Annotated in this window: 26 protein-coding genes, 1 tRNA gene and 1 pseudogene; 12 read left to right on the top strand and 16 right to left on the bottom strand. The window is 53.3% G+C overall.

Features of this window, described 5'->3' with window-relative positions:
- The first annotated feature begins 195 nt into the window (after positions 1-195).
- Entirely contained in the window at positions 196-1,176 is a 981-nt protein-coding gene (locus tag VRC33_RS18665; protein WP_338558173.1) for a LacI family DNA-binding transcriptional regulator, read from the top strand.
- Positions 1,177-1,296: 120 nt separating this feature from the next.
- Here the strand turns inward: VRC33_RS18665 and VRC33_RS18660 are convergent, their stop codons facing one another.
- The gene (locus VRC33_RS18660; protein WP_338558171.1) at positions 1,297-2,145 is read right to left on the bottom strand and encodes a sugar phosphate isomerase/epimerase; all 849 of its coding nucleotides are present in this window, start codon (positions 2,143-2,145) and stop codon (positions 1,297-1,299) included.
- A gap of 186 nt (positions 2,146-2,331) precedes the next feature.
- On the opposite strand from VRC33_RS18660, the gene VRC33_RS18655 reads away from it, so the two are divergent.
- Together VRC33_RS18655 and VRC33_RS18650 are read left to right on the top strand one after the other, a co-directional pair.
- Positions 2,332-2,688, top strand: a complete 357-nt coding sequence (locus tag VRC33_RS18655; RefSeq protein ID WP_338558169.1) for a polymorphic toxin type 44 domain-containing protein — start codon at positions 2,332-2,334, stop codon at positions 2,686-2,688.
- Positions 2,689-2,690: 2 nt separating this feature from the next.
- Positions 2,691-3,128 carry a hypothetical protein gene (locus tag VRC33_RS18650; protein ID WP_338558167.1) on the top strand — a complete coding sequence of 146 codons (438 nt, stop codon included), beginning with the start codon at positions 2,691-2,693 and terminating at the stop codon, positions 3,126-3,128.
- Positions 3,129-3,279: 151 nt separating this feature from the next.
- Here the strand turns inward: VRC33_RS18650 and VRC33_RS18645 are convergent.
- A tRNA-Phe gene (locus VRC33_RS18645) sits at positions 3,280-3,355 on the bottom strand.
- Between the two features lie 642 nt (positions 3,356-3,997).
- Here VRC33_RS18645 and VRC33_RS18640 point away from each other — a divergent pair.
- Complete coding sequence (locus tag VRC33_RS18640; RefSeq protein ID WP_338558165.1) at positions 3,998-6,148, top strand: ornithine decarboxylase; 2,151 nt, start codon at positions 3,998-4,000, stop codon at positions 6,146-6,148.
- A gap of 56 nt (positions 6,149-6,204) precedes the next feature.
- On the opposite strand, the gene VRC33_RS18635 is transcribed toward VRC33_RS18640, so the two are convergent.
- The gene (locus VRC33_RS18635) at positions 6,205-6,837 is read right to left on the bottom strand and encodes a TetR/AcrR family transcriptional regulator (RefSeq protein WP_338558163.1); all 633 of its coding nucleotides are present in this window, start codon (positions 6,835-6,837) and stop codon (positions 6,205-6,207) included.
- Between the two features lie 312 nt (positions 6,838-7,149).
- Here VRC33_RS18635 and VRC33_RS18630 point away from each other — a divergent pair, with 312 nt between their 5' ends.
- From VRC33_RS18630 to VRC33_RS18615, 4 genes are all read left to right on the top strand, one after another.
- Complete coding sequence (locus tag VRC33_RS18630) at positions 7,150-8,370, top strand: Tm-1-like ATP-binding domain-containing protein (RefSeq protein WP_338558161.1); 1,221 nt, start codon at positions 7,150-7,152, stop codon at positions 8,368-8,370.
- Between the two features lie 2 nt (positions 8,371-8,372).
- The gene (locus VRC33_RS18625; protein WP_338576812.1) at positions 8,373-9,200 is read left to right on the top strand and encodes a phosphoenolpyruvate hydrolase family protein; all 828 of its coding nucleotides are present in this window, start codon (positions 8,373-8,375) and stop codon (positions 9,198-9,200) included.
- Positions 9,201-9,427: 227 nt separating this feature from the next.
- Positions 9,428-9,610 carry a stability determinant gene (locus VRC33_RS18620; protein ID WP_338558159.1) on the top strand — a complete coding sequence of 61 codons (183 nt, stop codon included), beginning with the start codon at positions 9,428-9,430 and terminating at the stop codon, positions 9,608-9,610.
- A 5-nt stretch (positions 9,611-9,615) separates the two neighbouring features.
- Entirely contained in the window at positions 9,616-9,897 is a 282-nt protein-coding gene (locus tag VRC33_RS18615; RefSeq protein WP_338558156.1) for a type II toxin-antitoxin system RelE/ParE family toxin, read from the top strand.
- Positions 9,898-9,924: 27 nt separating this feature from the next.
- Here VRC33_RS18615 and mltC read toward each other — a convergent pair whose 3' ends face one another.
- From mltC to mutY, 3 genes are read right to left on the bottom strand one after another with little or no spacing between them, the layout of a single operon-like run.
- Positions 9,925-11,004 carry a membrane-bound lytic murein transglycosylase MltC gene (gene mltC, locus VRC33_RS18610; RefSeq protein WP_338558152.1) on the bottom strand — a complete coding sequence of 360 codons (1,080 nt, stop codon included), beginning with the start codon at positions 11,002-11,004 and terminating at the stop codon, positions 9,925-9,927.
- A gap of 51 nt (positions 11,005-11,055) precedes the next feature.
- On the bottom strand, positions 11,056-11,328 hold the full coding sequence (locus VRC33_RS18605; protein ID WP_338558149.1) for an oxidative damage protection protein: 273 nt from the start codon (positions 11,326-11,328) through the stop codon (positions 11,056-11,058).
- Complete coding sequence (gene mutY, locus VRC33_RS18600; RefSeq protein ID WP_338558147.1) at positions 11,328-12,416, bottom strand: A/G-specific adenine glycosylase; 1,089 nt, start codon at positions 12,414-12,416, stop codon at positions 11,328-11,330. Before mutY ends, VRC33_RS18605 begins: the two co-directional genes overlap by 1 nt.
- A gap of 151 nt (positions 12,417-12,567) precedes the next feature.
- On the opposite strand from mutY, the gene trmB reads away from it, so the two are divergent.
- The 3 genes from trmB (at position 12,568) to VRC33_RS18585 (ending at position 14,425) form a co-directional block, all read left to right on the top strand.
- A complete protein-coding gene (gene trmB, locus VRC33_RS18595) occupies positions 12,568-13,287 on the top strand; it encodes a tRNA (guanosine(46)-N7)-methyltransferase TrmB (RefSeq protein WP_338558145.1) in 720 nt (239 codons plus the stop codon).
- The gene (locus tag VRC33_RS18590; RefSeq protein WP_338558142.1) at positions 13,287-13,613 is read left to right on the top strand and encodes a YggL family protein; all 327 of its coding nucleotides are present in this window, start codon (positions 13,287-13,289) and stop codon (positions 13,611-13,613) included. The genes trmB and VRC33_RS18590 overlap by 1 nt, the downstream gene beginning before the upstream one ends.
- A gap of 98 nt (positions 13,614-13,711) precedes the next feature.
- Positions 13,712-14,425, top strand: coding sequence for a DUF2884 domain-containing protein (locus tag VRC33_RS18585; RefSeq protein ID WP_338558140.1), 714 nt, complete (start codon positions 13,712-13,714; stop codon positions 14,423-14,425).
- A gap of 246 nt (positions 14,426-14,671) precedes the next feature.
- Here VRC33_RS18585 and hemW read toward each other — a convergent pair whose 3' ends face one another.
- From hemW to VRC33_RS18565, 4 genes are read right to left on the bottom strand one after another with little or no spacing between them, the layout of a single operon-like run.
- The gene (gene hemW, locus VRC33_RS18580; protein ID WP_338558137.1) at positions 14,672-15,811 is read right to left on the bottom strand and encodes a radical SAM family heme chaperone HemW; all 1,140 of its coding nucleotides are present in this window, start codon (positions 15,809-15,811) and stop codon (positions 14,672-14,674) included.
- Positions 15,804-16,397: an RdgB/HAM1 family non-canonical purine NTP pyrophosphatase gene (rdgB, locus tag VRC33_RS18575; RefSeq protein WP_338558135.1), complete on the bottom strand. Its 594-nt coding sequence runs from the start codon at positions 16,395-16,397 to the stop codon at positions 15,804-15,806. The genes hemW and rdgB overlap by 8 nt, the downstream gene beginning before the upstream one ends.
- Positions 16,398-16,418: 21 nt before the next feature.
- Positions 16,419-16,973, bottom strand: coding sequence for a YggT family protein (locus tag VRC33_RS18570; RefSeq protein WP_338558133.1), 555 nt, complete (start codon positions 16,971-16,973; stop codon positions 16,419-16,421).
- Positions 16,974-16,981: 8 nt separating this feature from the next.
- Positions 16,982-17,689 (bottom strand): YggS family pyridoxal phosphate-dependent enzyme, encoded by a 708-nt coding sequence (locus tag VRC33_RS18565; protein ID WP_338558131.1) that lies wholly within the window; start codon positions 17,687-17,689, stop codon positions 16,982-16,984.
- A gap of 14 nt (positions 17,690-17,703) precedes the next feature.
- Here VRC33_RS18565 and VRC33_RS18560 point away from each other — a divergent pair, with 14 nt between their 5' ends.
- Entirely contained in the window at positions 17,704-18,732 is a 1,029-nt protein-coding gene (locus VRC33_RS18560; protein WP_338558129.1) for a type IV pilus twitching motility protein PilT, read from the top strand.
- Positions 18,733-18,816: 84 nt separating this feature from the next.
- On the opposite strand, the gene ruvX is transcribed toward VRC33_RS18560, so the two are convergent.
- From ruvX to VRC33_RS18530, 6 genes and pseudogenes are all read right to left on the bottom strand, one after another.
- Positions 18,817-19,239, bottom strand: a complete 423-nt coding sequence (gene ruvX / locus VRC33_RS18555; protein ID WP_338558127.1) for a Holliday junction resolvase RuvX — start codon at positions 19,237-19,239, stop codon at positions 18,817-18,819.
- Positions 19,239-19,802, bottom strand: coding sequence for a YqgE/AlgH family protein (locus VRC33_RS18550; protein WP_338558125.1), 564 nt, complete (start codon positions 19,800-19,802; stop codon positions 19,239-19,241). The genes ruvX and VRC33_RS18550 overlap by 1 nt, the downstream gene beginning before the upstream one ends.
- A 94-nt stretch (positions 19,803-19,896) precedes the next feature.
- Positions 19,897-20,841, bottom strand: a complete 945-nt coding sequence (gene gshB / locus VRC33_RS18545) for a glutathione synthase (protein ID WP_338558123.1) — start codon at positions 20,839-20,841, stop codon at positions 19,897-19,899.
- Positions 20,842-20,934: 93 nt separating this feature from the next.
- Positions 20,935-21,665: pseudogene (rsmE, locus tag VRC33_RS18540) on the bottom strand (16S rRNA (uracil(1498)-N(3))-methyltransferase).
- A 74-nt stretch (positions 21,666-21,739) separates the two neighbouring features.
- The gene (endA, locus tag VRC33_RS18535) at positions 21,740-22,453 is read right to left on the bottom strand and encodes a deoxyribonuclease I (RefSeq protein WP_338558121.1); all 714 of its coding nucleotides are present in this window, start codon (positions 22,451-22,453) and stop codon (positions 21,740-21,742) included.
- Positions 22,454-22,560: 107 nt separating this feature from the next.
- On the bottom strand, positions 22,561-23,085 hold the full coding sequence (locus VRC33_RS18530) for a SprT family zinc-dependent metalloprotease (RefSeq protein WP_338558119.1): 525 nt from the start codon (positions 23,083-23,085) through the stop codon (positions 22,561-22,563).
- Between the last annotated feature and the right edge of the window lie 68 nt (positions 23,086-23,153).

Below are 23,153 nucleotides of genomic sequence, written 5' to 3'. Positions count from 1 at the left end.
TCTGTAACGGATCTTAAGGTGAGAGTGGCGAGCTTTTGCGCCCACTTTATGGCCGTTTTGTAGGTATGGCCGGCAAGCTGGCTGGCCCTGACCTGTGACTCTCTCTTAGCCCGGCGCACTGCCGGGCTAACTTATTGTGTCGGGTGAAATTATGGTAGCCTTGAGGCCAATAATTCGTCTGCAGGAACGCTGTCCATGTCCATTCAAAAAATCGCCCGAATGGCGGGTGTCTCAGTTGCTACGGTTTCGCGGGTGCTGAATAACAGCGACTCAGTGAAGGAAGCCAACCGGGAAAAGGTTCTGCAGGCCATCAAAGCAAGTAATTACCAACCTAACTTACTTGCCCGTCAGCTCCGTACTTCGCGCAGTTCTATGGTGCTTGTTCTGGTATCCAATATCTCCAATCCGTTTTGTGCCGAAGTGGTTAAAGGAATAGAAGCCCAGGCCGAAAAGAACGGCTACCGCATTTTGCTGTGCAACTCCGGCTCGGATATTGAGCGCTCCCGATCCAGCCTGCAAATGCTGGCAGGTAAAATGGTGGATGGCATCATTACTATGGATGCCTTCAGTAAACTGCCGGATCTGGCCCGCCTGATAGGTGAGATGCCCTGGGTTCAGTGTGCAGAATATGCTGACGAGGGGGAGATTTCCTGCGTTGGCATCAATGATATTGAAGCCGCACAGCAGGTGGTGGGGTATCTGGCGGAGAAAGGCTGCCAGCGGATCGCGTTGATCAACCACGATCTGAGCTACAAATATGCCCAGCTTCGTGAACAGGGTTATAAGGCCGCCCTGGAACGAGGCCAGCTAAACTGGCAAGCCATCGCTTACGCCAGCGAGTTAAGTTTCAGCGCGGGAAAGCAGGCGATGGCATCGCTACTGGAGCAGGAAGAAAAGCCGGATGCTGTTTTCGCCGTGTCCGATACGCTGGCAGCAGGCGCGATGTCGGTGATCCAGCAGGCTGGTCTCCGTGTACCTGAAGATATTGCGGTGGTGGGGTTCGATGGAACCGAACTGGCAGAGATGACTTCACCGCCACTGACCACGCTTGCGCAGCCTTCCCGGGATATTGGCCGTCAGGCCTTTATGCTGCTTCTGCAAAAAATCGACAGCCCGGCATCAGGCGCAGAACGGGTCATGCTGGACTGGCAGCTTATCAGGCGGGCCAGTGCCTGAGATTGTCCAACAGATAAGACTACCCACCCAGGACTGGCTTGAATGAACAGGGCCAGCCCTGGGGCGATTTTCCTGAAATGGGGAGCCCTGCCAGTCGAAAACTCACCTCTTTGATTTCAGTTAATGAGGCAGTTTTTCCAGCGCTTCCGTCAAGTTGTTGTGCGATGTGGTGATGATGCTCCACGGATTTTTCGGCTTGTCATGTTCGATGATAAACCAGCGCACGCCACTGGCTTTAGCCGCAGGCAGGATACTTTTCCAGTCCAGTAACCCTTCTCCCAGAGGCGCAAAGTTCATTTCATCGTCCCTGATGCCAATCGATGCATTGTCTTTTGCATGAAGAGCATAAATCCGCCCAGGGTATTTTTTGAGAAATTTCACCGGATCCTGACCGCCACGAGAGACCCACGCGGCATCCATTTCCAGCTTAAGGTTATCTGGCTTTGTATGGTCGAGAAGGATTTCAAGAGCCGTCAGGCCATCGTACTTTTTCATCTCAAAATTGTGATTGTGATAAGCCAGCTGGATGCCATCCTTATGAAGTTTTGCGCCCAAAGCATTCAGACGCTGAGCGTACTTAATCCAGCTTTGCGTGCTGTCGGGGCGATCCTCTGGCTCAATCCACGGCACGATAATTGTGGCGTTATCAATGGTTTTGCTGAACGCTACTGTGTTCTGGTAATCGTTCTCCAGTACACTGAGTTGCACATGTGAAGAGGTTACTTTGAGATGATTTTTAGCCAGAGAGGCTTTCATTTGTGCGGCATCAACGCCCTGGTCACCCACAAGCTCAACATTTTTGAACCCCGCTTTGTGCGCCATAGCGAACTGTTCCTCCAGTGAACCCACGTTCCTTAAGGTATACATTTGCAGGGCAATCTCATTTTCTACGCTGACTGCATGGCCGGGTAGTGAAGACAAAGCTGATACGGCCAGTATTCCTGCACCCAACAAGTTTTTGAACGGCATTTAGTGCTCCCTGAATTTAAAAGTAATCGATTACAAAATTACCTTTGCTAAGTAATCGATTACAAAATATTTTCAGAATTTGCGCCAGATATGTGATTTGGTTCAAATAGTCTTCTCTGCTCAGGGTACCCTTTCAGATTGCAAGGTGATTCAATAACCAGCAGGATTTTTAAACTAAGGGATTATATGGCTATTATACCTCTCTTGCCCCCACAGGGTTTTCCGCTGCTGATGAAAAACCTTTATGAAGCCCGCCACCATGGATTGCCCCGCAATATGGCTAGTCCTACAGTTTATTACTGGTTTTACCAACAAGTTCGTAATAAAGGACCATGGGATTACAAGCAAATGGGACCTCAGTATCAAAATTTTGACAACTTTAATTTTGGAGCAACAGGTGTTGTTGCCGGGATCCCTGAGGCAGTCTTGTTAAGGGGCGCTGGTTGGGCGCAAAATCGCGCCGGTACTTCGGATCCTCGCTGGGGGCAATGGTATTGGGATATGCCTTATGGTGATGATCCACGCGATCGGTTTTGGAATTGATTATGCCAATCGGCACCATTATTAAGTGGTCACACCGGGCGCTTACAGCCGTCTTGTTACTTATAGTTGTTGTGGGCGGGGTACTCTGGTATTCGGAGAATGCCCCCAGGAACAATCGCTTATTCAGCCAGAGGCAGTTATCAGACAGCGTCTGGCTGTATGTGACCAAATATCAGGATGCAGGCGCGACGGATTCTGATGTGTATCGGTACTACGTTAACCAACATCTGACCGATCCAATGCATGTGTTAGCGAAAGCAGCGCCATTTTTGGAGGCTGACACGGGGAGTGCTTCAGTATCGGCTGTGGGTGACCATGTACTGGTCAGCCTTAACGGGAAGATCTATTCCTTCTCAAATACTGCATTTTATTACGATGGAAAAGTGCCCATCATGCCGCGTATCGATCTTAATTCAACTGCAGTTAATCCCTGGAAGTGACTCTGCTCAGGGGAACTTAACGCTATCAAGAATCAATACCTGGATGAAAGATGCCAGGAGGGCGAGAGGGAGGGGGCATACTTTTTGCTCACCAGAATCAGCCCGATCCCAGAAAGCAAAAACCCAGCCACAGGCTGGGTTCTTTAATTAGTGGTGCCCGGACTCGGAATCGAACCAAGGACACGGGGATTTTCAATCCCCTGCTCTACCGACTGAGCTATCCGGGCAACGGGGCGCATTAAACCGTACTGGCTGCCGGGCGTCAATGGCTTTATGGCTTAATCGCTACTGACTGCACTTTTTTGCATCAAAATGATGGAAAAGTGACAATTTTCCACTCGTTACACTATTTTATTTATTGCTGAATAGGCTTGCAGTGAAATTGCATAACTAACAGAAATTTAACCGTTTTTATTGCTGGATTTATTCACAAATACAATTAAATCAATTGCTTATATTTTAGTGTCCGCTTGCGTGAAATCAGATCCCGTCTTGTACCGAAAAATAAAAAATGTCATCATTGCGCCCACTTTGGACGGACACCGTCATCCCCTTTACTTTGAGGACGCCGCATGAAAGGTTCACTGCTGTTTACCAGCATCTGTCCCCGCCTGAAAATGTGCATGCGCCTCTCTCCCAGTCACATCCTGTTGAAAAAAACGCCCCCCGTGCGGTGAGGTTTTCATAAGCTTACTGTTGGCCATGAGTAAAAACAGACGCGATCTGATTTTACTGATGTCTATCGGTCGAAGCTGGTTCCCATCTGGCTGTTCATCCATCAGACACCTTTCGCCGGGCGAGGGCTTTTGCCGTCTCCCATTGCTGTGCCACTGGCACCCACTCATCCTTATCGCCTGAGGATTTGTGTTATGACACCACTGAAAATTGCAGCCAGCACCACTGTGGCTATCCACCTCCAGACCGGACGCGAAGTCGTCACCCTGGAGAAAACTGATTTTACTGATGTGGCGGCGGTGGTCGTCTCCGTTGCCGACTCCCGTAGCGGCATGCTGGCGCTGCTGCGCCATACCGGCTTTAACCTGCCGGTCTTTATCTCGCTGGATTATCCCGGCCAGCAACATGAGCAGGATCTGCCTGAGAATGTCGGCCTGCTGACCGGCGATGCGGACGATGCGATCAAACTTGAAGCCGCTGCTGCGGAATATCAGAACGATCTGCTGCCGCCGTTTTTCAACACGCTGACCAAATACGTGGCGATGGATAACAGCACTTTTGCCTGTCCGGGCCATCAGGGCGGCGCGTTTTTTAAAAAGCATCCCGCAGGACGGCAGTTCTATGATTTCTTCGGTGAGAACGTGTTTCGCGCTGATATGTGTAATGCGGATGTAAAGCTCGGCGATCTGCTGATCCACGAAGGCTCCGCCAAGCACGCCCAGAAGTTCGCGGCCAAAGTTTTTAATGCTGATAAAACCTACTTCGTTCTTAACGGCACCTCCAGCGCAAACAAAGTGGTGACCAATGCGTTGCTGACGCGTGGCGACCTGGTGTTGTTCGATCGCAATAACCATAAATCTAACCACCACGGCGCGCTGATTCAGGCTGGTGCCACGCCGGTGTGGCTGGAAACGGCCCGCAATCCCTTTGGCTTTATCGGGGGCATTGATGCGCACTGTTTCAATGAAGAGTATGTGCGCGAGCAGATCAGACAGATCGCGCCGGATCGGGCGAATGAAGCACGGCCTTTCCGCCTGGCGGTGATCCAACTGGGAACCTACGATGGCACCGTATATAACGCCCGTAAGGTGATCGACAGCATTGGCCACCTTTGTGATTACATCCTGTTTGACTCAGCGTGGGTAGGGTACGAACAATTCATCCCGGTGATGGAGGCCTGTTCGCCACTGTTGTTGGATCTGAATGCCAACGATCCCGGTATTTTTGTCACCCAGTCAGTGCATAAGCAGCAGGCTGGTTTCTCGCAGACTTCGCAGATCCATAAAAAGGACAACCATATCCGCGGGCAGCAGCGTTTTTGCAGCCATAAGCGGCTGAACAATGCCTTTATGCTGCACGCTTCAACCAGTCCTTTCTATCCCTTGTTTGCCGCGCTGGACGTTAACGCCAAAATGCATCAGGGAGAAGCGGGGCGCCGTCTGTGGCATGAGTGTGTCACCTTAGGGATCGATGCCCGAAAAGCGATCCTCGCCAGATGCGAAATGATCAAACCCTTTATCCCGGATGAGGTGGACGGCAAGCCCTGGCAGGAGGCAAAAACCGAAACCATCGCTTCTGATGTCCGTTATTTCAGTTTTGCGCCGCGGGCGACATGGCATGGTTTTGAAGGCTACGAGAAAGATCAGTACCTGATCGATCCCTGTAAGCTGCTGCTGACCACGCCGGGCATTGATGCGGCCAGCGGGCAGTATGCTTCTTTCGGCATCCCGGCCACAATCCTGGCTAATTATCTGCGCGAAAATGGGGTAGTTCCGGAGAAATGCGATCTCAATTCGATCCTGTTCCTGCTGACGCCAGCAGAGAGCGTTGAGAAGATGGCGCATCTGGTAGCGAAACTGGCGCAGTTTGAGCAGCACGTCAAAGAAGATGCGTTGCTCTCCGATGTGCTGCCGACTATCTATCGCAAAAATGCAAAGCGCTATGCGGGATACACCTTACGCCGACTGTGTCAGGAGATGCATCAGCTCTATGTCAGTTATGGTGTGAAAGACTTACAGAAGGCGATGTTCCGCCGGGAAAGCCTGCCGAAAGTGGTGATGAACGCCCAGGATGCCAACATCGAATTTATTCGCGGCAACGTGGAGCTTGTCCCTGTTGCTCAGGCTGAAGGGCGCATCGCTGCCGAAGGCGCGTTGCCTTACCCTCCGGGCGTTCTCTGTGTGGTCCCTGGCGAAGCCTGGGGCGGCGCAGTGCAGCGCTACTTCCTGGCGCTGGAAGAAGGCCTTAACCTGCTGCCCGGCTTCTCTCCTGAATTACAGGGAGTCTACGCCGAGGCCGATGAGCAGGGTGTGAAACGTCTGTATGGCTACATGATTAACGAATAGGATCCCCCGCGCCTGCGGATGTCGATAGCGATCGACATTTCAGGCGCGGTTCAACATCAGCTCAATGCTGCCCGCGTCTGGCCAGCCTTCAGCGTTTTCTCGTCTTCCCGTGCCTGACTGACGATAGCTTTGGCAATCCATTTGCCGATATCCTCAAGCTGGTGGTTGGAACACCCCCAGATATCCTTCATCACCAGAAAAATCTCCGAACCGTAAACCAGCGATAACGACTGTACGACGCGCTCGACTAATTCCGGAGACATCTCCTGGTTCAGCGGTTCGACCACATGTTGCAGTAGCGCCTTACGGTTACCCCTGATCAGCTTCTCTTTTTCCGGCCGGTCACTGGAGCGGGATTGCGCCCATTGGGTCAGCGAAAGATGCAGTGCTGCACGCAGCGTCCCTTCGTGCTCCAGCATTTTTGGAAACGCAAAGCCCAGCAGTTCATCAATACGTTCGCTGGTCTCCTCTTTAGAAGGACGCCAGCTTTTGATCGGGCTGAGGGTTTCAGTCACGATCGCAGAGACCAGCGCGCTTTGAGTAGGGAAATAACGGTATGCCGTAGCGCGTGAAAGCTGAGCTTCCTGAGCGACTTCAGTAATCGAAGGAAAGGCGCCACTGTCAAACATCTTCATGGCAGTTTCGATCAGTAAACGGCGTGTTCTTGCTCTTGTAGCGGTTAATGTCATAACCCCAGCGGAATCCCTTTGCTCCACAATAACCTCATTTGTTCGGTTAAATCTGCTTGCTATTCAAGCGATTGACGAATATTAAGCAGGATAAACAGCTTTAGCCTGCCTGAACCTGACACTCAGATCCCGTTGTTAAGCGTAGTCAACAACAGCGTGAGACGCATATTTCATTCAATTGATTTATCAATATTGAAGGTGGTACTGTAATCTCGTGACCCTGAAAACGTTGACGCCTCTATGGTTATTTACGTTTTTATTACAGGTTTATCAAGTCTTTATTTTGTCTAATAACAGGGTGTTGTTACGGCTATGAGTATAAATACAGGTTATATCTATGCTGTTGCTACAGCAGATACTAAAGGAAGGGAACTGTTTTACGTCAGCGAGTGTATAGCTAATACCGGCGCTGAGGTAGTAACAGTTGATCTGTCTACTCAACCAGTTAGCCCACCTTCGGGCGCTGATTTTCCTCCCGAACTGATTGCTGATTTCCATCCCAATGGCCGTGATGCCGTATTCTGCGGTGACCGGGGCAAAGCCATTGATGCTATGGCGCTGGCCTTTAAGAATTTCCTCAGCCGCCGCAGTGACCTGCTGGGCGTAATAGGATTGGGAGGTTCAGGCGGTACCGCGCTGATCACGCCCGCTATGCAGGCCCTGCCCGTCGGGATCCCAAAAGTGATGGTCTCCACCATGGCCTCAGGCGATGTCTCCGGCTATGTGGGTGCCAGCGATATCAACATGATCTATTCCGTCACCGATGTGGCCGGGCTCAACCGCATTTCCCGTCGGGTACTGGGAAACGCTGCACACCAAATTGCCGGAGCAGTGCTTTGGGAGCAGGAGGAGAGCGAGGAGGAAAAACCTGCGCTGGGGCTGACGATGTTTGGCGTCACCACCCCCTGCATTCAGCAGGTCAGCGCTGAACTGGAAGCGGACTACGACTGCCTGGTGTTTCATGCCACCGGCAGCGGCGGCATGGCGATGGAGAAACTGACTGAGAGTAATATGCTTTCCGGTCTGCTCGACCTCACCACTACGGAAGTCTGCGATCTGCTGTTTGGCGGAGTGCTTGCCTGTGATGATACGCGCTTTGACGGGGTGGCAAAATCTGGTGTGCCTTGCGTTATTTCCTGTGGGGCGCTGGATATGATCAACTTTGGTCATGTCACTACCGTGCCGGAAAAATATGCCGACCGGCTGTTCTATCATCACAATGCGCAGGTTACGCTGATGCGTACTGACGTGGATGAGAACGTGGCGATGGCCAGGTGGATAGCTGGCAAACTCAACCAGTGTCAGGGAAAAGTCGTATTCCTGATCCCCGAAGGGGGCTTCTCGGCACTTGATGCGCCAGGGCAACCTTTCTGGTCGCCAGAGGCCGATCTGGCCTTTATCACCACGCTTGAGGCACACTTACAGCAGACGGAAAAACGTATAATTCGCCGTCTGCCCTATAACATCAACGATCCTTTATTTGCACAGGCTGCAGTGGCGCAATTTCGCCAGCTAGCGGAACAGGAGTTTTGAGAATGGCTTTTACCCGTCAGGAAATACTGACTAAATTCAGAAAGATGATCGCCCGCCGGGAGCCAATTATCGGAGGAGGTGCCGGTACCGGCCTTTCTGCAAAGTGTGAAGAGGCGGGGGGGATTGACCTCATTGTTATTTACAATTCCGGCCGTTACAGGATGGCGGGGCGCGGTTCACTGGCCGGTCTGCTGGCCTATGGCAATGCCAATGAGATTGTGGTGGATATGGCGAAGGAAGTGTTGCCGGTAGTGAAGAACACGCCGGTGCTTGCCGGGGTTAACGGCACCGATCCCTTCTGCCAGTTCGATAAATTTCTGGACGATCTCAAGGCTCTTGGCTTTTCCGGCGTGCAAAATTTTCCCACCGTGGGCCTGATTGACGGCAACTTCCGCGCCAATCTTGAGGAAACGGGCATGGGCTACGGTCTGGAAGTGGAGATGATCCGGCTGGCACATCAGAAAGAGATGCTGACCACCCCCTATATTTTCAGCGAAGCCGATGCCATTGCGATGACCGAAGCGGGTGCCGATATCATTGTCCCTCATATGGGCCTGACCACCGGCGGCAACATTGGCGCAGAAACAGCGCTTAAGCTTTCCGACTGTGTGCCGCTGATCAATCAGTGGGCTCAGGCCGCTAAAGCGATACGGGAAGACGTAATCGTTTTATGTCATGGCGGACCGATTTCCAGCCCTGAAGATGCTCAGTACATTCTTGACCACTGTCCGCAGTGCGATGGTTTCTATGGTGCCAGTTCAATGGAGCGCCTGCCGACCGAAACCGCCCTGACAGACACGACAAGACAATTTAAAAATATCACTCGCTGATATTTTGTCAGGATTGAGGTTATTAAAAAAACGGCGTTTCTTCGGAAAAGCCGTTTTTTTATGTTTAATTGCGAGTGCTGTCCAGGAGCTGCCTGCAAAAAGACAGCGGGTTTCAGAACATTTAGAGAAAGACCTGAGAATGAAGACAGGGTGCAAAAACCTGACTGGACTTAAGCCACCAGACTTTTATACTGTGCGAAATTTCATCATCCAAAGGGAGAAGTATTATGACGAAATTACATCCCAATCTTAGCGGTATCCTTCCGGAAAAAGAGGGGGAAAACTATGAAAACTGGTTTCGCCAGCAAGTAGAAAAATCCCTGGCCAGTAACACACCGCGCCACAGTCATGAAGAAGTCATGGCAGAGGCCCAACGGATTATTGCCGGAGTTAAAAACAAGGGACTGTAACTCTCATGCGGGACGTCAAATGGACTGACGAGGCAACTGATCAATTGCTACATATCATTGGCTGGCTGGCCGAAAGAAACTCCGAAGCAGCCGAATTGCTTCTTTTGCGGATTGAAAGGCTCGTTGCAATTGCTGCTGAAAGTCCTGCTCTTTTTCGCTGTGGACATGTTGCGGGAACTCGCGAAATTATCGTACATGCTAATTACATTATCGTTTTTCGCAGCATGAATCCGGGCACAGAAATTCTCGCCATTTTACACGCCAGACAGGCCTGGCCAGCCGGATGAAGATCTCTTCATCCGGCCGGAGGTCACTCAGTAAAGATGGTAGCTCTTCTGCGCGCTGTTCACTTTATAGAGATAGCGACGGGACTCAGCAGAAGGGTGGTTGCTGGTCAGCGTCTGATAAACCTCTGAAGGCGAGAGATTATTGATGGTGTTGAAGGCTTTAGTCTTGTCACTGGAGAAGACTTTCAGCACGCTGCCCGCGCCGCCGTTATAGGCGGTGATCACCGCATATTTGCGGGAGGTCGGGTTGGAAATACCCGCCAGATAACTGCTCTGCAGAATGGAGAGATAAGCAGTACCGGCATCAATATTGTTCTCCGGATCCAGCAGATAGCTGCGGCTTGGTTTGCCCCATTTCCCTTTCATCCTGAAAACATCCACACCGGCGGTATGCTGCACCACCTGCATCAGCCCCAGCGCATCCGCATTACTGACCGCGTAGGGGTTGAAGCTCGATTCAATCTGCATAATGGCCAGGATCAGCGACTGATCGACACCGTACTTCGCGGCGGCCTCGCGTACCATCGGCAGATACTTATGGGCACGCTTATCCAGATGGTTTGGCACCATCGGAATAGTGATCGAATAGATCACATGCAGACCGGAATTACGGCGCTGAAGCTTGGTCTGTAACAGGTAATCGGCGAAGCTCGCTGCACGGCCTTCCCAGCGGATCGGCTGCCCGGTGTTATCCAGCACCTGACCATAGAGCAGCGGCTCTTTGCCAATTTTGACATCATTAGCGTCGGAATAGAGATCGACATTGCCTGGATCTTCACCAATCAGCAGGGTGGTGATAATGGCCTGGCGCAGGCTGGCCATCGGATCGGTTCCGGCGATGGTCTCAATGGTGATCGAGCCTGATTCGAAGTTAATGTGGCTACGCGTGTAATATTGATCGCTGTATTTCACATAGTCTTTCGGACCGGCGATCAGCACTTCATTGATGCCCCAGATATTCTCAATGTTATGGGCAAACTGTCCCATCAGAATATCGAATCCATTGGTGTCTTTGACCCACTCTTCGTGGAAAACCGGTTTTTTGTTGCCTGAGCAGGAGATCAGCAGCGGCGCTATTACCAGCAAACCTATCAATTTCTTATTCATGTTGTCGTGCTTAGCCCACATTGAGAGGGCCTCATCTGTGAGGCCCAACGATTATTCTTCTGGCGGGGTATAACCTTCGATATGGACGTCGTGTCCTTCGAACAGAAATTTCACCATTTCCTGCTCAAGTTGCTTACGATCTTCCGGATTCATCATGCTGAGCTTCTTTTCGTTGATCAGCATAGTTTGCTTACTCATCCATTGAGACCAGGCTTCTTTAGAAATCTCATTATAGATACGCTTGCCGAGTTCGCCCGGATAAAGCTGGAAATCCTGTCCATCGGCATCACGTTGCAGAAACGTGCAAAAAATCATTCGGCTCATTACTCTTCCTCTTCTTTTGCGCGGATGTTCAGCGCTTGCTGTTGTGGCTGACGCAGTTGTTGTAACAGGCGATCCACCGGGGCGGCCAGCCCAACGGACTGTGGCTGCGCTAAGTTATACCAGAGACCAGCGTCTTCATCCATTGCCGCACCTGCCGGAGGCAGTTCCAGCCACATTGGCACAATATCCAGGTGGAAATGGCTGAAGGTGTGACGAAACGCGATCTCCTGCTGTAATTTTGCGTCATCAATGCGTTTGTCGCTCAGCCACTGTTGCAGCTCGGGCAGGGTGGCAAACTGTGGGAAACAAAACAGTCCTCCCCACAGGCCGACCGGCGGGCGCTGTTCAAGCCAGACCTCCTGGCCCTGCTGCATCATCAGCAGCCAGCCCGTGCGCACGGGCAGGGTCTGCTTCGGCTTTTTACCGGGGTAATTTGCCCAGGTGCCGTTGGCGTAAGCTACGCAACCCAGATTCAGCGGACAGATTTCACATTTCGGTTTTGAGCGGGTACAAACCATCGCGCCCAGATCCATCATCGCCTGATTGAACTGGCTGACACCCTCAGCCGGCGTCACCTCATCACTGATCTCCCACAGGCGTTTTTCCACCTCTTTTTTACCCGGCCAGCCTGATACGGCATAGCAGCGGGCCAGCACCCGTTTGACGTTGCCGTCGAGGATAGGGAAATGCTTACCCAGTGATAAGGAGAGAACCGCACCCGCCGTTGAACGGCCAACGCCTGGCAAATCGACCACCTCTTCAAACGTTTCCGGGAAGATGCCCTGGTGCTTATCCGCCACCACTTTGGCCGCTTTATGCAGATTACGCGCACGGGCGTAGTAACCTAATCCGGTCCATAAATGCAGAACTTCATCCAGCGGGGCCGCGGCAAGATCGGATATGGTCGGGAAACGCGCCATAAAACGCTCAAAATAAGGAATGACGGTGGCAACCTGGGTCTGCTGCAACATCACTTCAGAAAGCCAGACTTTATAAGGCGTTTTTTCCAGCTGCCAGGGCAGGGTTTTACGCCCAAAGCGCTGATACCAGTCCAGTACCTGCCGTGAGAACTGCGGCGCTTGCATCATGTCAGAGAAATATCCTGCATAAGTAAAAATCAGGGTGGGATTCCAGCACAGACCAACTATGCTGTAAACCGGAAGTTACCGGGGCTTGCTTAACCGCTGTAACTTTGCATAATGCCCCCTTTCCAGATATTGCAGACCAGCAGGCAGAAACATGAAGAATGAGGTTATTTCTCCGGAGTTTGATGAAAACGGTCGCCCAATGCGCCGCATTCGCAGCTTCGTACGTCGTCAGGGCCGTCTGACGAAAGGCCAGCAGCACGCGCTGGACAATTACTGGCCGGTGATGGGCGTGGAATACCAGCCTGAACCTGTGGATCTGGTTAGCCTGTTTGGTCGCGAGGCGCCGGTGGTGCTGGAGATCGGCTTCGGTATGGGCGCTTCACTGGTCACCATGGCCGCGAGCAACCCGCAGCAAAACTTCCTGGGTATTGAGGTTCACTCCCCGGGCGTGGGCGCCTGCCTGAGCACCGCCCATGGGGCTGGCGTGGAGAATCTTCGCGTGATGTGTCACGATGCCGTCGACGTGCTGGACAAAATGATCCCGGATAATTCGCTGCGCATGGTGCAGCTGTTCTTCCCGGACCCCTGGCATAAAGCGCGTCACAACAAGCGCCGCATCGTGCAGGCGCCTTTTGCTGAGCTGGTGATGCGCAAGCTGAAACTGGGCGGCGTGTTCCATATGGCGACCGACTGGGAAGCCTATGCAGAGCACATGCTGGAAGTGATGAGCAGCATTGCCGGTTATCAGAACCAGTCAGCCACGCAGGACTACGTGCCGCGCCCTGAGTCGCGCCCGTTAACCAAATTTGAGCAGCGTGGTCAGCGTCTTGGCCACGGTGTTTGGGATCTGATGTTTGAGAGGATTAAATAATGGCTACCCAACGCAGTCGTCGTTTGCGTAAAAAGATGCATATTGATGAGTTTCAGGAATTAGGCTTTTCCATTGGATTTGGCTTCCCTGAAGGCACCAGCGAAGAGACCATCGACAAAACTGTGGATGCGCTGATCGAAGAAGTTATCGATCCTAATGGCCTGGCTTTTGATGGCAGCGGCTATCTGCAGTGGGAAGGCTTAATCTGCCTGCAGCAGACCGGCAAATGCACCGATGAGCACCGCGAGCTGGTGCGTAAGTGGCTGGAAGAACATAAGTTGAGCAATATCCAGGTTACCGAACTTTTCGACGTCTGGTGGGACTAAGAAAGTATCCCGCCTCATCCTGAAGGATGTGGGGAGATAAGGATGGATATCGGGGCCACGCATCATGCGTGGCCTTTTCACTCTCAGGAGAATGCAAAATGCGTAAAGCGATGATGGTGGGGGCCTTATTACTGGCAGCAGGCCAGGCTCAGGCAGACTATCAATGTAGCGTGAAACCCCAGGATGACATCGTCATTTCTCCGCAAACCGTGCAGGTTGTCGGGGCCAGTGGCAATCTGATCATCACCCCAACGGGTGAGGTGGAGCGTAACGGTAAGGCTGCCTCTGTTGATACGGCCACGCGTCAGAAAGCGATCGATTACCAGACCGCGCTGCGTCGTGATTTGCCCTGGATCGATCAGGGTGCACGTCAGCGTCTGGAAAAAAGCCGTGTGGCGCTGGATAAGGTGATCGTGGAGAAGCTGGGGCAGGACAGCAAGGTACGTAACCGCCTGACCTCACTGGATACTCAGCTTAAGCAGCAGATGAACCGGATTATCGAGCACCGTAGCGACGGGCTGACTTTCCACCATCAGGCAATCGAGCAGGTTCGTCAGGATGGCGAGAAGCTGGTGCAGAACGCTATGGGTGGAGTGGTGCAGGACAGTCTGAATGAGATGGGTCGCCAGCAGGCAGGGAATGGCGATAATCCGCTTCAGGCGATCATGGGCAACCTTGGCGGTCTCCAGCAGTCTGTTCAGGCTGAATGGAAAAATCAGGAGCAGGATTTTCAGAACTTCGGCCATGAAGTCTGTAATCGTGTGACCACGCTGGAAGGCCAGCGCGAAGCGATGATTGCCGGGCTGAAATAACCCGCAACAAAATGTTCAGCAAAAAAACGCCTGATAACGTTCAGGCGTTTCAGTTATTGGCAAAGTGCAGGCTCAGGGAGCATATGCCTCTCACAAAGACGCAAAAAGCGCCATCCCTGCCAGCTCAGCACGGGCCGTCCGTGGCCCGTGATGCTTTGTTCAAGGCATATGCTCCCATCGCTTCAGGTTCGTCAGCAGTCTGAAACGCCTGATAAATTTCAGGCGTTTTTCTTTTCAGGGCTGAGGCTATTCTTCTGCCAGGAACAGCTCAAGCAGCGAATTCAGGAACAGCTTCCCTTTCTCCGTCACCTGCCAGGTTTCTGCCGTTTCAATCAGATAGCCCTCAGTAAGCGCCTGATCTAACTGTGGGCGGATAATGCTTTCAGGCAACCCGGTGTAAAGCGCAAACTCTTCACGCGGGGCCGCTTCCAGCAGACGGAAGCGGTTCATAAAGAATTCGAACGGCTTCTCGCTGTCAGCGACTTCATGCTGGCGATCGAGATATTTCCCGGCCATAAACCCACGAGGATGTCGGGTTTTGGTGGTGCGGACGATGCGGCCATCGGTCTGGGTCAGCTTACCGTGCGCGCCACAGCCAATGCCGAGATAGTCGCCAAAGCGCCAGTAATTCAGGTTATGTTCACAGCGATAGCCCGGCTTTGCATAGGCCGAGGTCTCATACTGCTGGTAGCCTGCCGCCGTCAGTAGCTGGTCGCCCTGCTCAAAGATATCCCACAGCGCATCGTCGTCCGGCAGCACGGGAGGGCGTGAGGCGAACAGGGTGTTAGGCTCAATAGTCAGCTGATACCACGACAAATGCGGGGGATTCAGCGCAATGGCCTGGCGCAGGTCGTCCAGCGCCTCTTCAAGCGACTGGTCTGGCAGACCGTGCATCAGATCCAGGTTAAAGCTGCGCAGATTCAGATCGGTCGCCAGCCCCGCTGCACGCCTGGCCTCTTCCGGGCCGTGAATGCGCCCGAGACGCGCCAGCTTCTTCTCGCTGAAACTCTGCACGCCAATTGAAATACGATTGATACCGGCGCGCTGGTAGCCGCTGAAGCGGTCTGCTTCTACGGTGCCGGGATTCGCTTCCATGGTGATTTCAGCCGTTGGTGAAAGCGGTAAGCGCTCGCGTACCCCGTCCAGCAACATCTGCATCGCTTCACTGCTTAACAGGCTGGGTGTTCCGCCACCAATGAAAATGGTGCTGACTTCGCGTCCTGAAGTCAGGTGCAGGTCAGCATCCAGATCCGCCAGCAGGTGCCGGACATACTCTTCATGCGGCACATCACCTTTCAGCGCGTGCGAGTTGAAGTCGCAGTAAGGGCACTTCTGCACGCACCAGGGGATGTGAATATAAAGGCTTAACGGAGGAAGCTTACGCATTGCGCATCGCTTCCAGCAGCAGCGTCATTGCTTTGCCACGGTGAGATACCGCATGTTTTTCCGCTTTGCTCAGCCCGGCTGCGGTTTTACCCAGCGCCGGGACAAAGAAAATGGGATCGTAGCCGAAACCGCCTTCACCCGCTGCGCTACGGGCAATCTCACCCTGCCAGCTACCGTGGAACACCAGCGGAGTGGGATCTTCCGCATGACGCAGATAAACCAGCACACAGTGGAACTGTGCCTGACGTTGCCCGTCCGGCACCTCTTCCAGTGCGTCCAGTAACTTGAGCAGGTTCTGCTGGTCACTGGCCTCTTCTCCGGCATAACGCGCCGAGTAGATACCAGGCGCGCCGCCAAGTGCATCTACCGCCAGCCCTGAGTCATCGGCGATGGCCGGTAAGCCGGTAAGCGCTGCGGCGTGGCGAGCTTTCAGAATAGCGTTTTCAATAAACGTCAGGCCGGTCTCTTCGGCTGACTCTACGCCAAGTTCGGTTTGCGCCACGATATCGAGGCCAAAAGCGGCGAGTAAATCAGCCATTTCACGAACTTTTCCGGGGTTTCCGGTGGCGAGCACGACTTTTTGCATATCAGGTCCAGAATTTTCAGATTACAGCAGGTACCAAAGGCCAGGGAACAGATCCATGCCCAGGTAGTTCAGCATGTAAAGGATCAGGATCACCACCATGGCAGAGAAATCAATTCCACCCATCGCGGGCAGAATGCGGCGGATTGGCGCCATCAGCGGTTCGGTCAGTTGGATCAGCACGTAATCGACCGGGCCACGGCCCTGGCTGATCCAGCTCATCAGCGAGCGGATGATGATCACCCAGAACACCAGATAGCCAGCGGACTTCACCAGCGACAAAAGGCCAACCAGCAGATTCATTGGGTCTACCGAGAAGGCGCCCACCTGAATCAGTAATAAAATCGGGTATTTCAGCGTAGTCAGTACAAAAGCCAGCAGCAAAGACGCGGTATCGACCGGGCCAATGGAGGGCAGGATACGTCGCAAAGGTTTCACCACGGGCTGGGTAATTTTAACGATAAATTGCGCCAGTGGGTTATAGAAATCGCAGCGTGCCCACTGCATCCAGATACGCAACAACAGCACCATTACGTAGAGGTCGATCAGGGTCTTGACCAGAAATGTCAACGTCAGCATGGGGGTCCTTAATTATTGTTGTGAGCGGCGCTGTAATCACGCGCGCCAAAAATGGCGGTGCCAATGCGCACCATGGTACTGCCTGCCGCAATTGCGGCATCCATATCGTCGCTCATTCCCAGAGAAAGTGTATCGACGGATGGATACTCTTTTTTCAGTGCGGTAAACGCCTCCGCCATTTGCTGACAAACGGCCAGTTGGCGTGAATATTCCGCTTCCGGCGCCGGGATTGCCATCAACCCCCGCAGCGATAAACGCGGCAGAAGGGCAATCTCTTTTGCCAGTTCATTCAGCGCCTCCAGCATGATGCCAGATTTACTGTTTTCGTCACTGATGTTTATCTGGATCAGCACGTTCAGTGGGGGCAGAGAAACCGGACGCTGTTCGTTCAGCCGGGTGGCTATCTTCAGCCGGTCCACGGTGTGACACCAGCCAAAGTTTTCTGCCACCAGCCGGCTCTTATTGGATTGCAGCGGGCCAATAAAGTGCCAGTCGAGGGCTGAATTTCCCAACGCCATGATCTTATCCACGCCTTCCTGCACATAGTTTTCACCGAAACAGCGCTGGCCTGCGACAACCGCTTCTTCGACCGCGCTCGCAGGTTTTGTTTTGCTAACTGCAAGCAGAGTAATTTCTGCCGGATCGCGCCCGCACCGTGCGGCTGCCGCTGAGATACGTTCGCGGACTTGCTGTAAGTTGTGCTGAATCGAGGTCATAGTCAGGGAGTTTTATGAATATTGAGGAGATGGTGGCCCATAGTGTAAAGCATAACGCGGGGGATCTGCACCTGTGCAGTGGTCATTCTCCCTACTGGCGGCGTTATGGCCGGCTGGAGCCGCTGCCAGATTCGGTCCGGATAACCCAGGCACTGCTGCAATCCAGCGCTGAAAGCTGGCTGACGCCCGCGCAGCTTGAACAGTTCGAACGGGAGGGGCAGCTGGATTTTGCCCTGACGCTGGCTGACGGGACGCGGCTGCGGGCCAATCTTTTCCGTCAGCGAAAGGGGCTATCGCTGGCGCTAAGGCTGATTGCCACTGAATGCCCGGATCTCGTCTCGCTCAAATTGCCAGCCATCGCCAGCGCAATACTGCAACTGGAAGATGGACTGGTGCTGGTGACTGGCGCAACAGGCAGCGGTAAATCTACTACCCTGGCCGCGCTGATTGGGGCCATCAACCAGCAGCAGGATCGGCATATCCTCACCCTGGAAGATCCGATCGAATTTATCCATCACAGCCAGCGTTCTTTAATCCAGCAGCGTGAGATTGGCACGCACTGCCGCTCATTCAGTGAAGGATTGCGTAGCGCGCTGCGTGAAGATCCGGATGTGATTTTGTTGGGGGAATTGCGCGATGGCGACACTATCCAGCAGGCGCTGACGGCGGCAGAAACTGGCCATCTGGTGCTGGCAACGCTGCACACCAGAGGCGCAGCCCAGGCCGTAGACAGGCTGGTGGATGTATTTCCCGGCGCGGAGAAAAACCTGATCCGCAGCCAGCTGGCGGGCAGCCTCAAAGCGGTGATTGCTCAAAAGCTGGTGCAGAGCACCGGGCAGGGCAGGGTGGCGCTGTTTGAAGTGCTGGTTAACACCCCTGCGATAGCAAATTTGATCCGTGAGGGAAAAACTCATCAGCTACCGGGCCTGCTGGAAACCGGCATGCAGGCGGGAATGCAAACCTTTGCGGGCAGTCTGGCAGAGAGACGGCAGGCCGGGTTGATTGCCCCTTCTGAACAGAAGGCGGTAGAGGGATTCTTATGACAGCGCGGCTGGTTTGCCAGCGCTGTCCCAGAATTGCTGAAAATGCAGAACATGGCAGCGCTGAATCAGCCGCGCAATGATGCTTTATGACCAGCTATTTTCAAACCAGCTTTCAAGAATAATCACCGCTGACAGGGAGTCGACGCTGCCTTTGCTCAGGGCACGAAAGCCGCCACGTTCGAAAAGCTCCGCACGCGCTTCCACCGTGCTCAGTCGCTCATCGTGAAGGTCAACCTGTACGCCAAAACGGCCATGAATACGGTTAGCAAATTTACGGGCTCTGGCCGTAAGGGGCTGCTCTGTGCCGTCCATATTCAGCGGCAGGCCTACCACTACGCGGTCTGGCAGCCACTCTTTTAACAGCGCTTCAATCTTATTCCAGTCCGGCGTACCGTCCTGCGCTTTCAATGCCGCTAAGGGTCTGGCGGTGCCGGTGAGCTGTTGTCCAATGGCCACGCCAATACTTTTGGTTCCAAAATCAAAAGCTAACAATGTCATATGCGTCATCAGGCATGACCCACATCACTGGTGATGTTATGGATATCCACACCAATGCTTTTAGCCGCTTCACGCCAGCGCTCTGCGACAGGCGTTTTAAACAAAATATTGCTGTCGGCGGGCGTGGTGAGCCAGGCGTTTTCCAGCAGTTCATTTTCCAGCTGATCTTTCTCCCAGGCACAGTAACCCAGGGCGACCAGCACATTCTGAGGCTGCTCAGGGGTGCCAAGCGTTTCCAGTACATCGCGGGAAGTAGTGATTACCGTGTTATCTGACACACGAATGCTGGAGGCGAAAGTACGCTGAGCAGAATGCAGTATAAAACCGCGATCTTCTGCCAGGGGGCCACCTGAAAAGACCGGCTTGTCGAGCTTGACCTCGGGCTCACGCGGGGTGGGCATAATCTTCAGTTTTTTCAGAATACCGTCAACGGTCAGGTTCTCCATTGGCTTATTCACTATTATGCCCATGGCTCCGTCTGCATTATGCTCGCAGATATAAACCACCGAGCGCTTAAACAACGGATCCTGCAGCGTGGGCATCGCAATCAAAAAATGATGCTGTAAATTCATATCAGGGTTCTGTATTCGGGTTAACCGCCCGCGGCTGAAACCGCGGGCGTAATTAACGGGTTAATAAAGGGGCCCGTTGACCCCGTTCATACCGTCAGGCCAGGCGTTTCTCAATGGCATCCATCAGCATACCAGTTACAGAGATGGGGAATGCGGCCTCGATCTCACGGATGCAGGTTGGGCTGGTCACGTTAATTTCAGTCAGCTTGTCGCCGATAATATCCAGGCCTACAAAGATCAGACCTTTGGCTTTTAACGTTGGGCCAACACGGCGGGCAATTTCCCAGTCGCTGTCTGACAGCGGGCGGGCTTCGCCACGGCCACCGGCCGCCAGGTTACCGCGGGTTTCACCCGACTTTGGAATACGGGCCAGGCAATAAGGTACCGGCTCACCGTCCACAACCAGCACGCGCTTGTCACCTTCTTTGATGGCTGGCAGGAAATTCTGCGCCATGCAGTAGAAGTTGCCGTGTTCAGTCAGGGTTTCAATAATCACTGACAGATTAGGATCTTCCTTTTTAACACGGAAAATCGAAGCGCCGCCCATGCCATCCAGAGGTTTCAGGATGATATCACCGTGCTCCTGCCAGAATTCGCGGATCTGCTGCGCATTACGCGTAACCAGCGTGTCTGGCGTCAGCTCGGCGAACCAGGCGGTGAACAGCTTTTCATTACAGTCACGCAGGCTCTGCGGCTTGTTAACAATCAGCGTTCCTTTCTCCTCAGCGCGTTCGAGGATATAAGTAGCATAGATAAATTCCGTATCAAACGGCGGATCTTTACGCATCAGGACGACATTCAGGTCAGCCAGCGCAATATCCTGCTCGCTGCCAAATTCAAACCATTTGTCGTAGTTTTGCTCCACGCTGAGGGTGCGGGTATGCGCACGGGCTTCGCCGCCGCGGAGATAAAGATCGTTCATCTCCATATAATGGATTTCGTAACCACGGCGCTGCGCTTCCAGCAACATAGCGAAGCTGCTGTCTTTTTTGATATTGATGGCGGTAATAGGGTCCATCACAATGCCAAGCTTGATCATGTAATCTGTCTCCGGTGAGCTGTGTTTTCTGAGTCTCCGATCGCCGTAACGATACCGCTCAGGACTCATTGTTAATTAGCGTAAAAGGCGTTCTTAACCAAGATCGCCAAACCGTACCTGAAGTGCAGTGATAGCCGTCAAAGCCGTGGTTTCAGTGCGCAATACGCGTGGGCCTAACAGAATATCGGTAAATCCGTGACGCGCCGTCATGCTGATTTCATCTGCCGTCAGGCCGCCTTCGGGGCCGATCAGCAACCGCACGCGTTCAACGGGCAGCGGCAGCGTATTAATACTCTGGCTGGCTCTGGGATGAAGGTTGAGTTTCAGGCCCGCTTCCTGCTCTGCGCTCCAGGCTTCAAGCGTCATCGCTTCACGGACTTCAGGCACGCTGTTTCTGCCGCACTGTTCACAGGCGGCAACCACAATTTTTTGCCATTGCTGGTTTTTCTTTGCCAGCCGTTCGGCATCAAGCTTTACGCCACAGCGCTCAGAAAACAAGGGGGTGATCACATTTACCCCAAGTTCGACCGCTTTCTGAATGGTGAACTCCATCTTCTCCCCCTGGACATCACCTGCCCTAAATGGAGGTGAAGCGGGGATTCCCGGCTCTCTTCGCGGCCTTCGCCTACGGAAACCCGCACGCTTTTTTTACCGGCTTCCACTATTTGTGCAGGAAAAACCAGATTACTGCCATCGAACAATTCCAGGGCTTGTCCGGCACTCATGCGTAATACGCGACCTACGTGATTCGCAGCGTCGTCGTTCAGGGCAATTTCACTGCCTGCGGTCAAAGATTCGGGATGAAAGATGCGGGGTATACGCATGGAAATCCTGATAAAGGTTAGCGGCCGGGCAACGGGCACGGCCTGAAGATAAACACTAGTTTAGGTCAGTGATTTTACCGCTGGCAAGCTTGCTGTACATAGGGATTATGGTTGCCCTGTACGCGAGCGATGCGATTGTCCCGTTCGCACTCCCAGGCGGTGGCGGGATAGAGCTTGTTCCAGACGTTCATTAACTGGGTCTGCTGTTTGGACATGCTGATCTGATACTGGTCCCGCATATATAACCAGGTGCGGGCTATGGCTCCCCGGGCACGGGCTGGCGGCTCAGCAAGTTTGTTCTTGAAATCGATTTTCATTTCACACTGACCATACTGGTGCTCGCTGCCGTTCCACTGGCTGTACATAAAGTTACCGCGATCGCCATTCACCTCGCCTACCGCAGGCTGAAGGTTATGTAAATCGGTCTCAATACGGCGATATCCGGCATCTTTGGCGCACTGCTTGCGGCCACCGTTTTGCCAGCACTGACGCTGATGACCAAACGTCCAGGCAGGGACGACGTGCTCCCATTCAATGCGGTTGGCGCGATTGGCATTTTTACGCGGCTGATAACCACAAGAGGCCAGGTCAGGAATGCCTTTTTTGCCTTTCCAGGTAATTTTACAGCCGCAATAGAAGGAGCCTGGCGCATCGGCGTTGATCTTCGCGGCATACTCTTTTGCCTGGCCGAAACTGTTCTGATGATAGTTATCCAGGCTGAGGCTGTGGGCGAAAAAGGTCGGCAAAAGCAGGGAGAGTGAAAAGCAGCGGAAAAGATTGAGAAGCATGTTCCAGATGTCTCTGTTGTAAACGAGGCGGCGAGAGTAACAGATGCGATCGGGAACAGGAAATTACGGCAGGGCAAATTAGCTGTTTATGGGCGTTTTTAGCGCTGTCAGGCTGATTTTTCGGAAAGTTGGAAATCACCGGGTGCCAGACGTTCGCCGCAGCGGACGCAGCGATACTCTGTTTCACCACGCACCACCCGGTTGTGGCGGCGCACGGTTAACTGATGCTGCTGGCAGCCGCAGCGGTAAGGGAAACAGCGGCTGCGTACCGAGTCGATCTCAAATTTGTGGGTGCGCTGTGCGGGAACTTCCAGCACGCTTTCCATCATCCACTTCCACTCTTTGCCGTGGGGCGCTTTCCGGCCAAAGTGTTTCCACACCAGCAAATGAGCCAGTTCGTGGGGAACAACTTCATCGATAAAGGCCTGCTGGTTTTCCAGCAGCAGCACCGGATTCAGGCGGATCTCCCACTGCTGTAGCCAGGCTGTTCCTGCAGCCGTGCCGCGCTGCTGATACACCAGTTTGGGTTCGGGATAGTCGCGTTCCAGACGAAGATTTGCCAGCTGCAGTTTTTCACGCAGCGAGCGCATAACTGCCTGTTGCAGGGCGATGGGAAGTCTGAGGGATTTCATAGGGGGAGGATACGATCTGGCAGAGAGGATTTCAATCAGGATGGCCGGGTTTCCCCGGCCAGAAAGAC

Source organism: Erwinia sp. E_sp_B01_1 (assembly GCF_036865545.1).
Taxonomy (GTDB): domain Bacteria; phylum Pseudomonadota; class Gammaproteobacteria; order Enterobacterales; family Enterobacteriaceae; genus Erwinia.
This window is presented reverse-complemented; position numbering and strand designations above follow the sequence as displayed.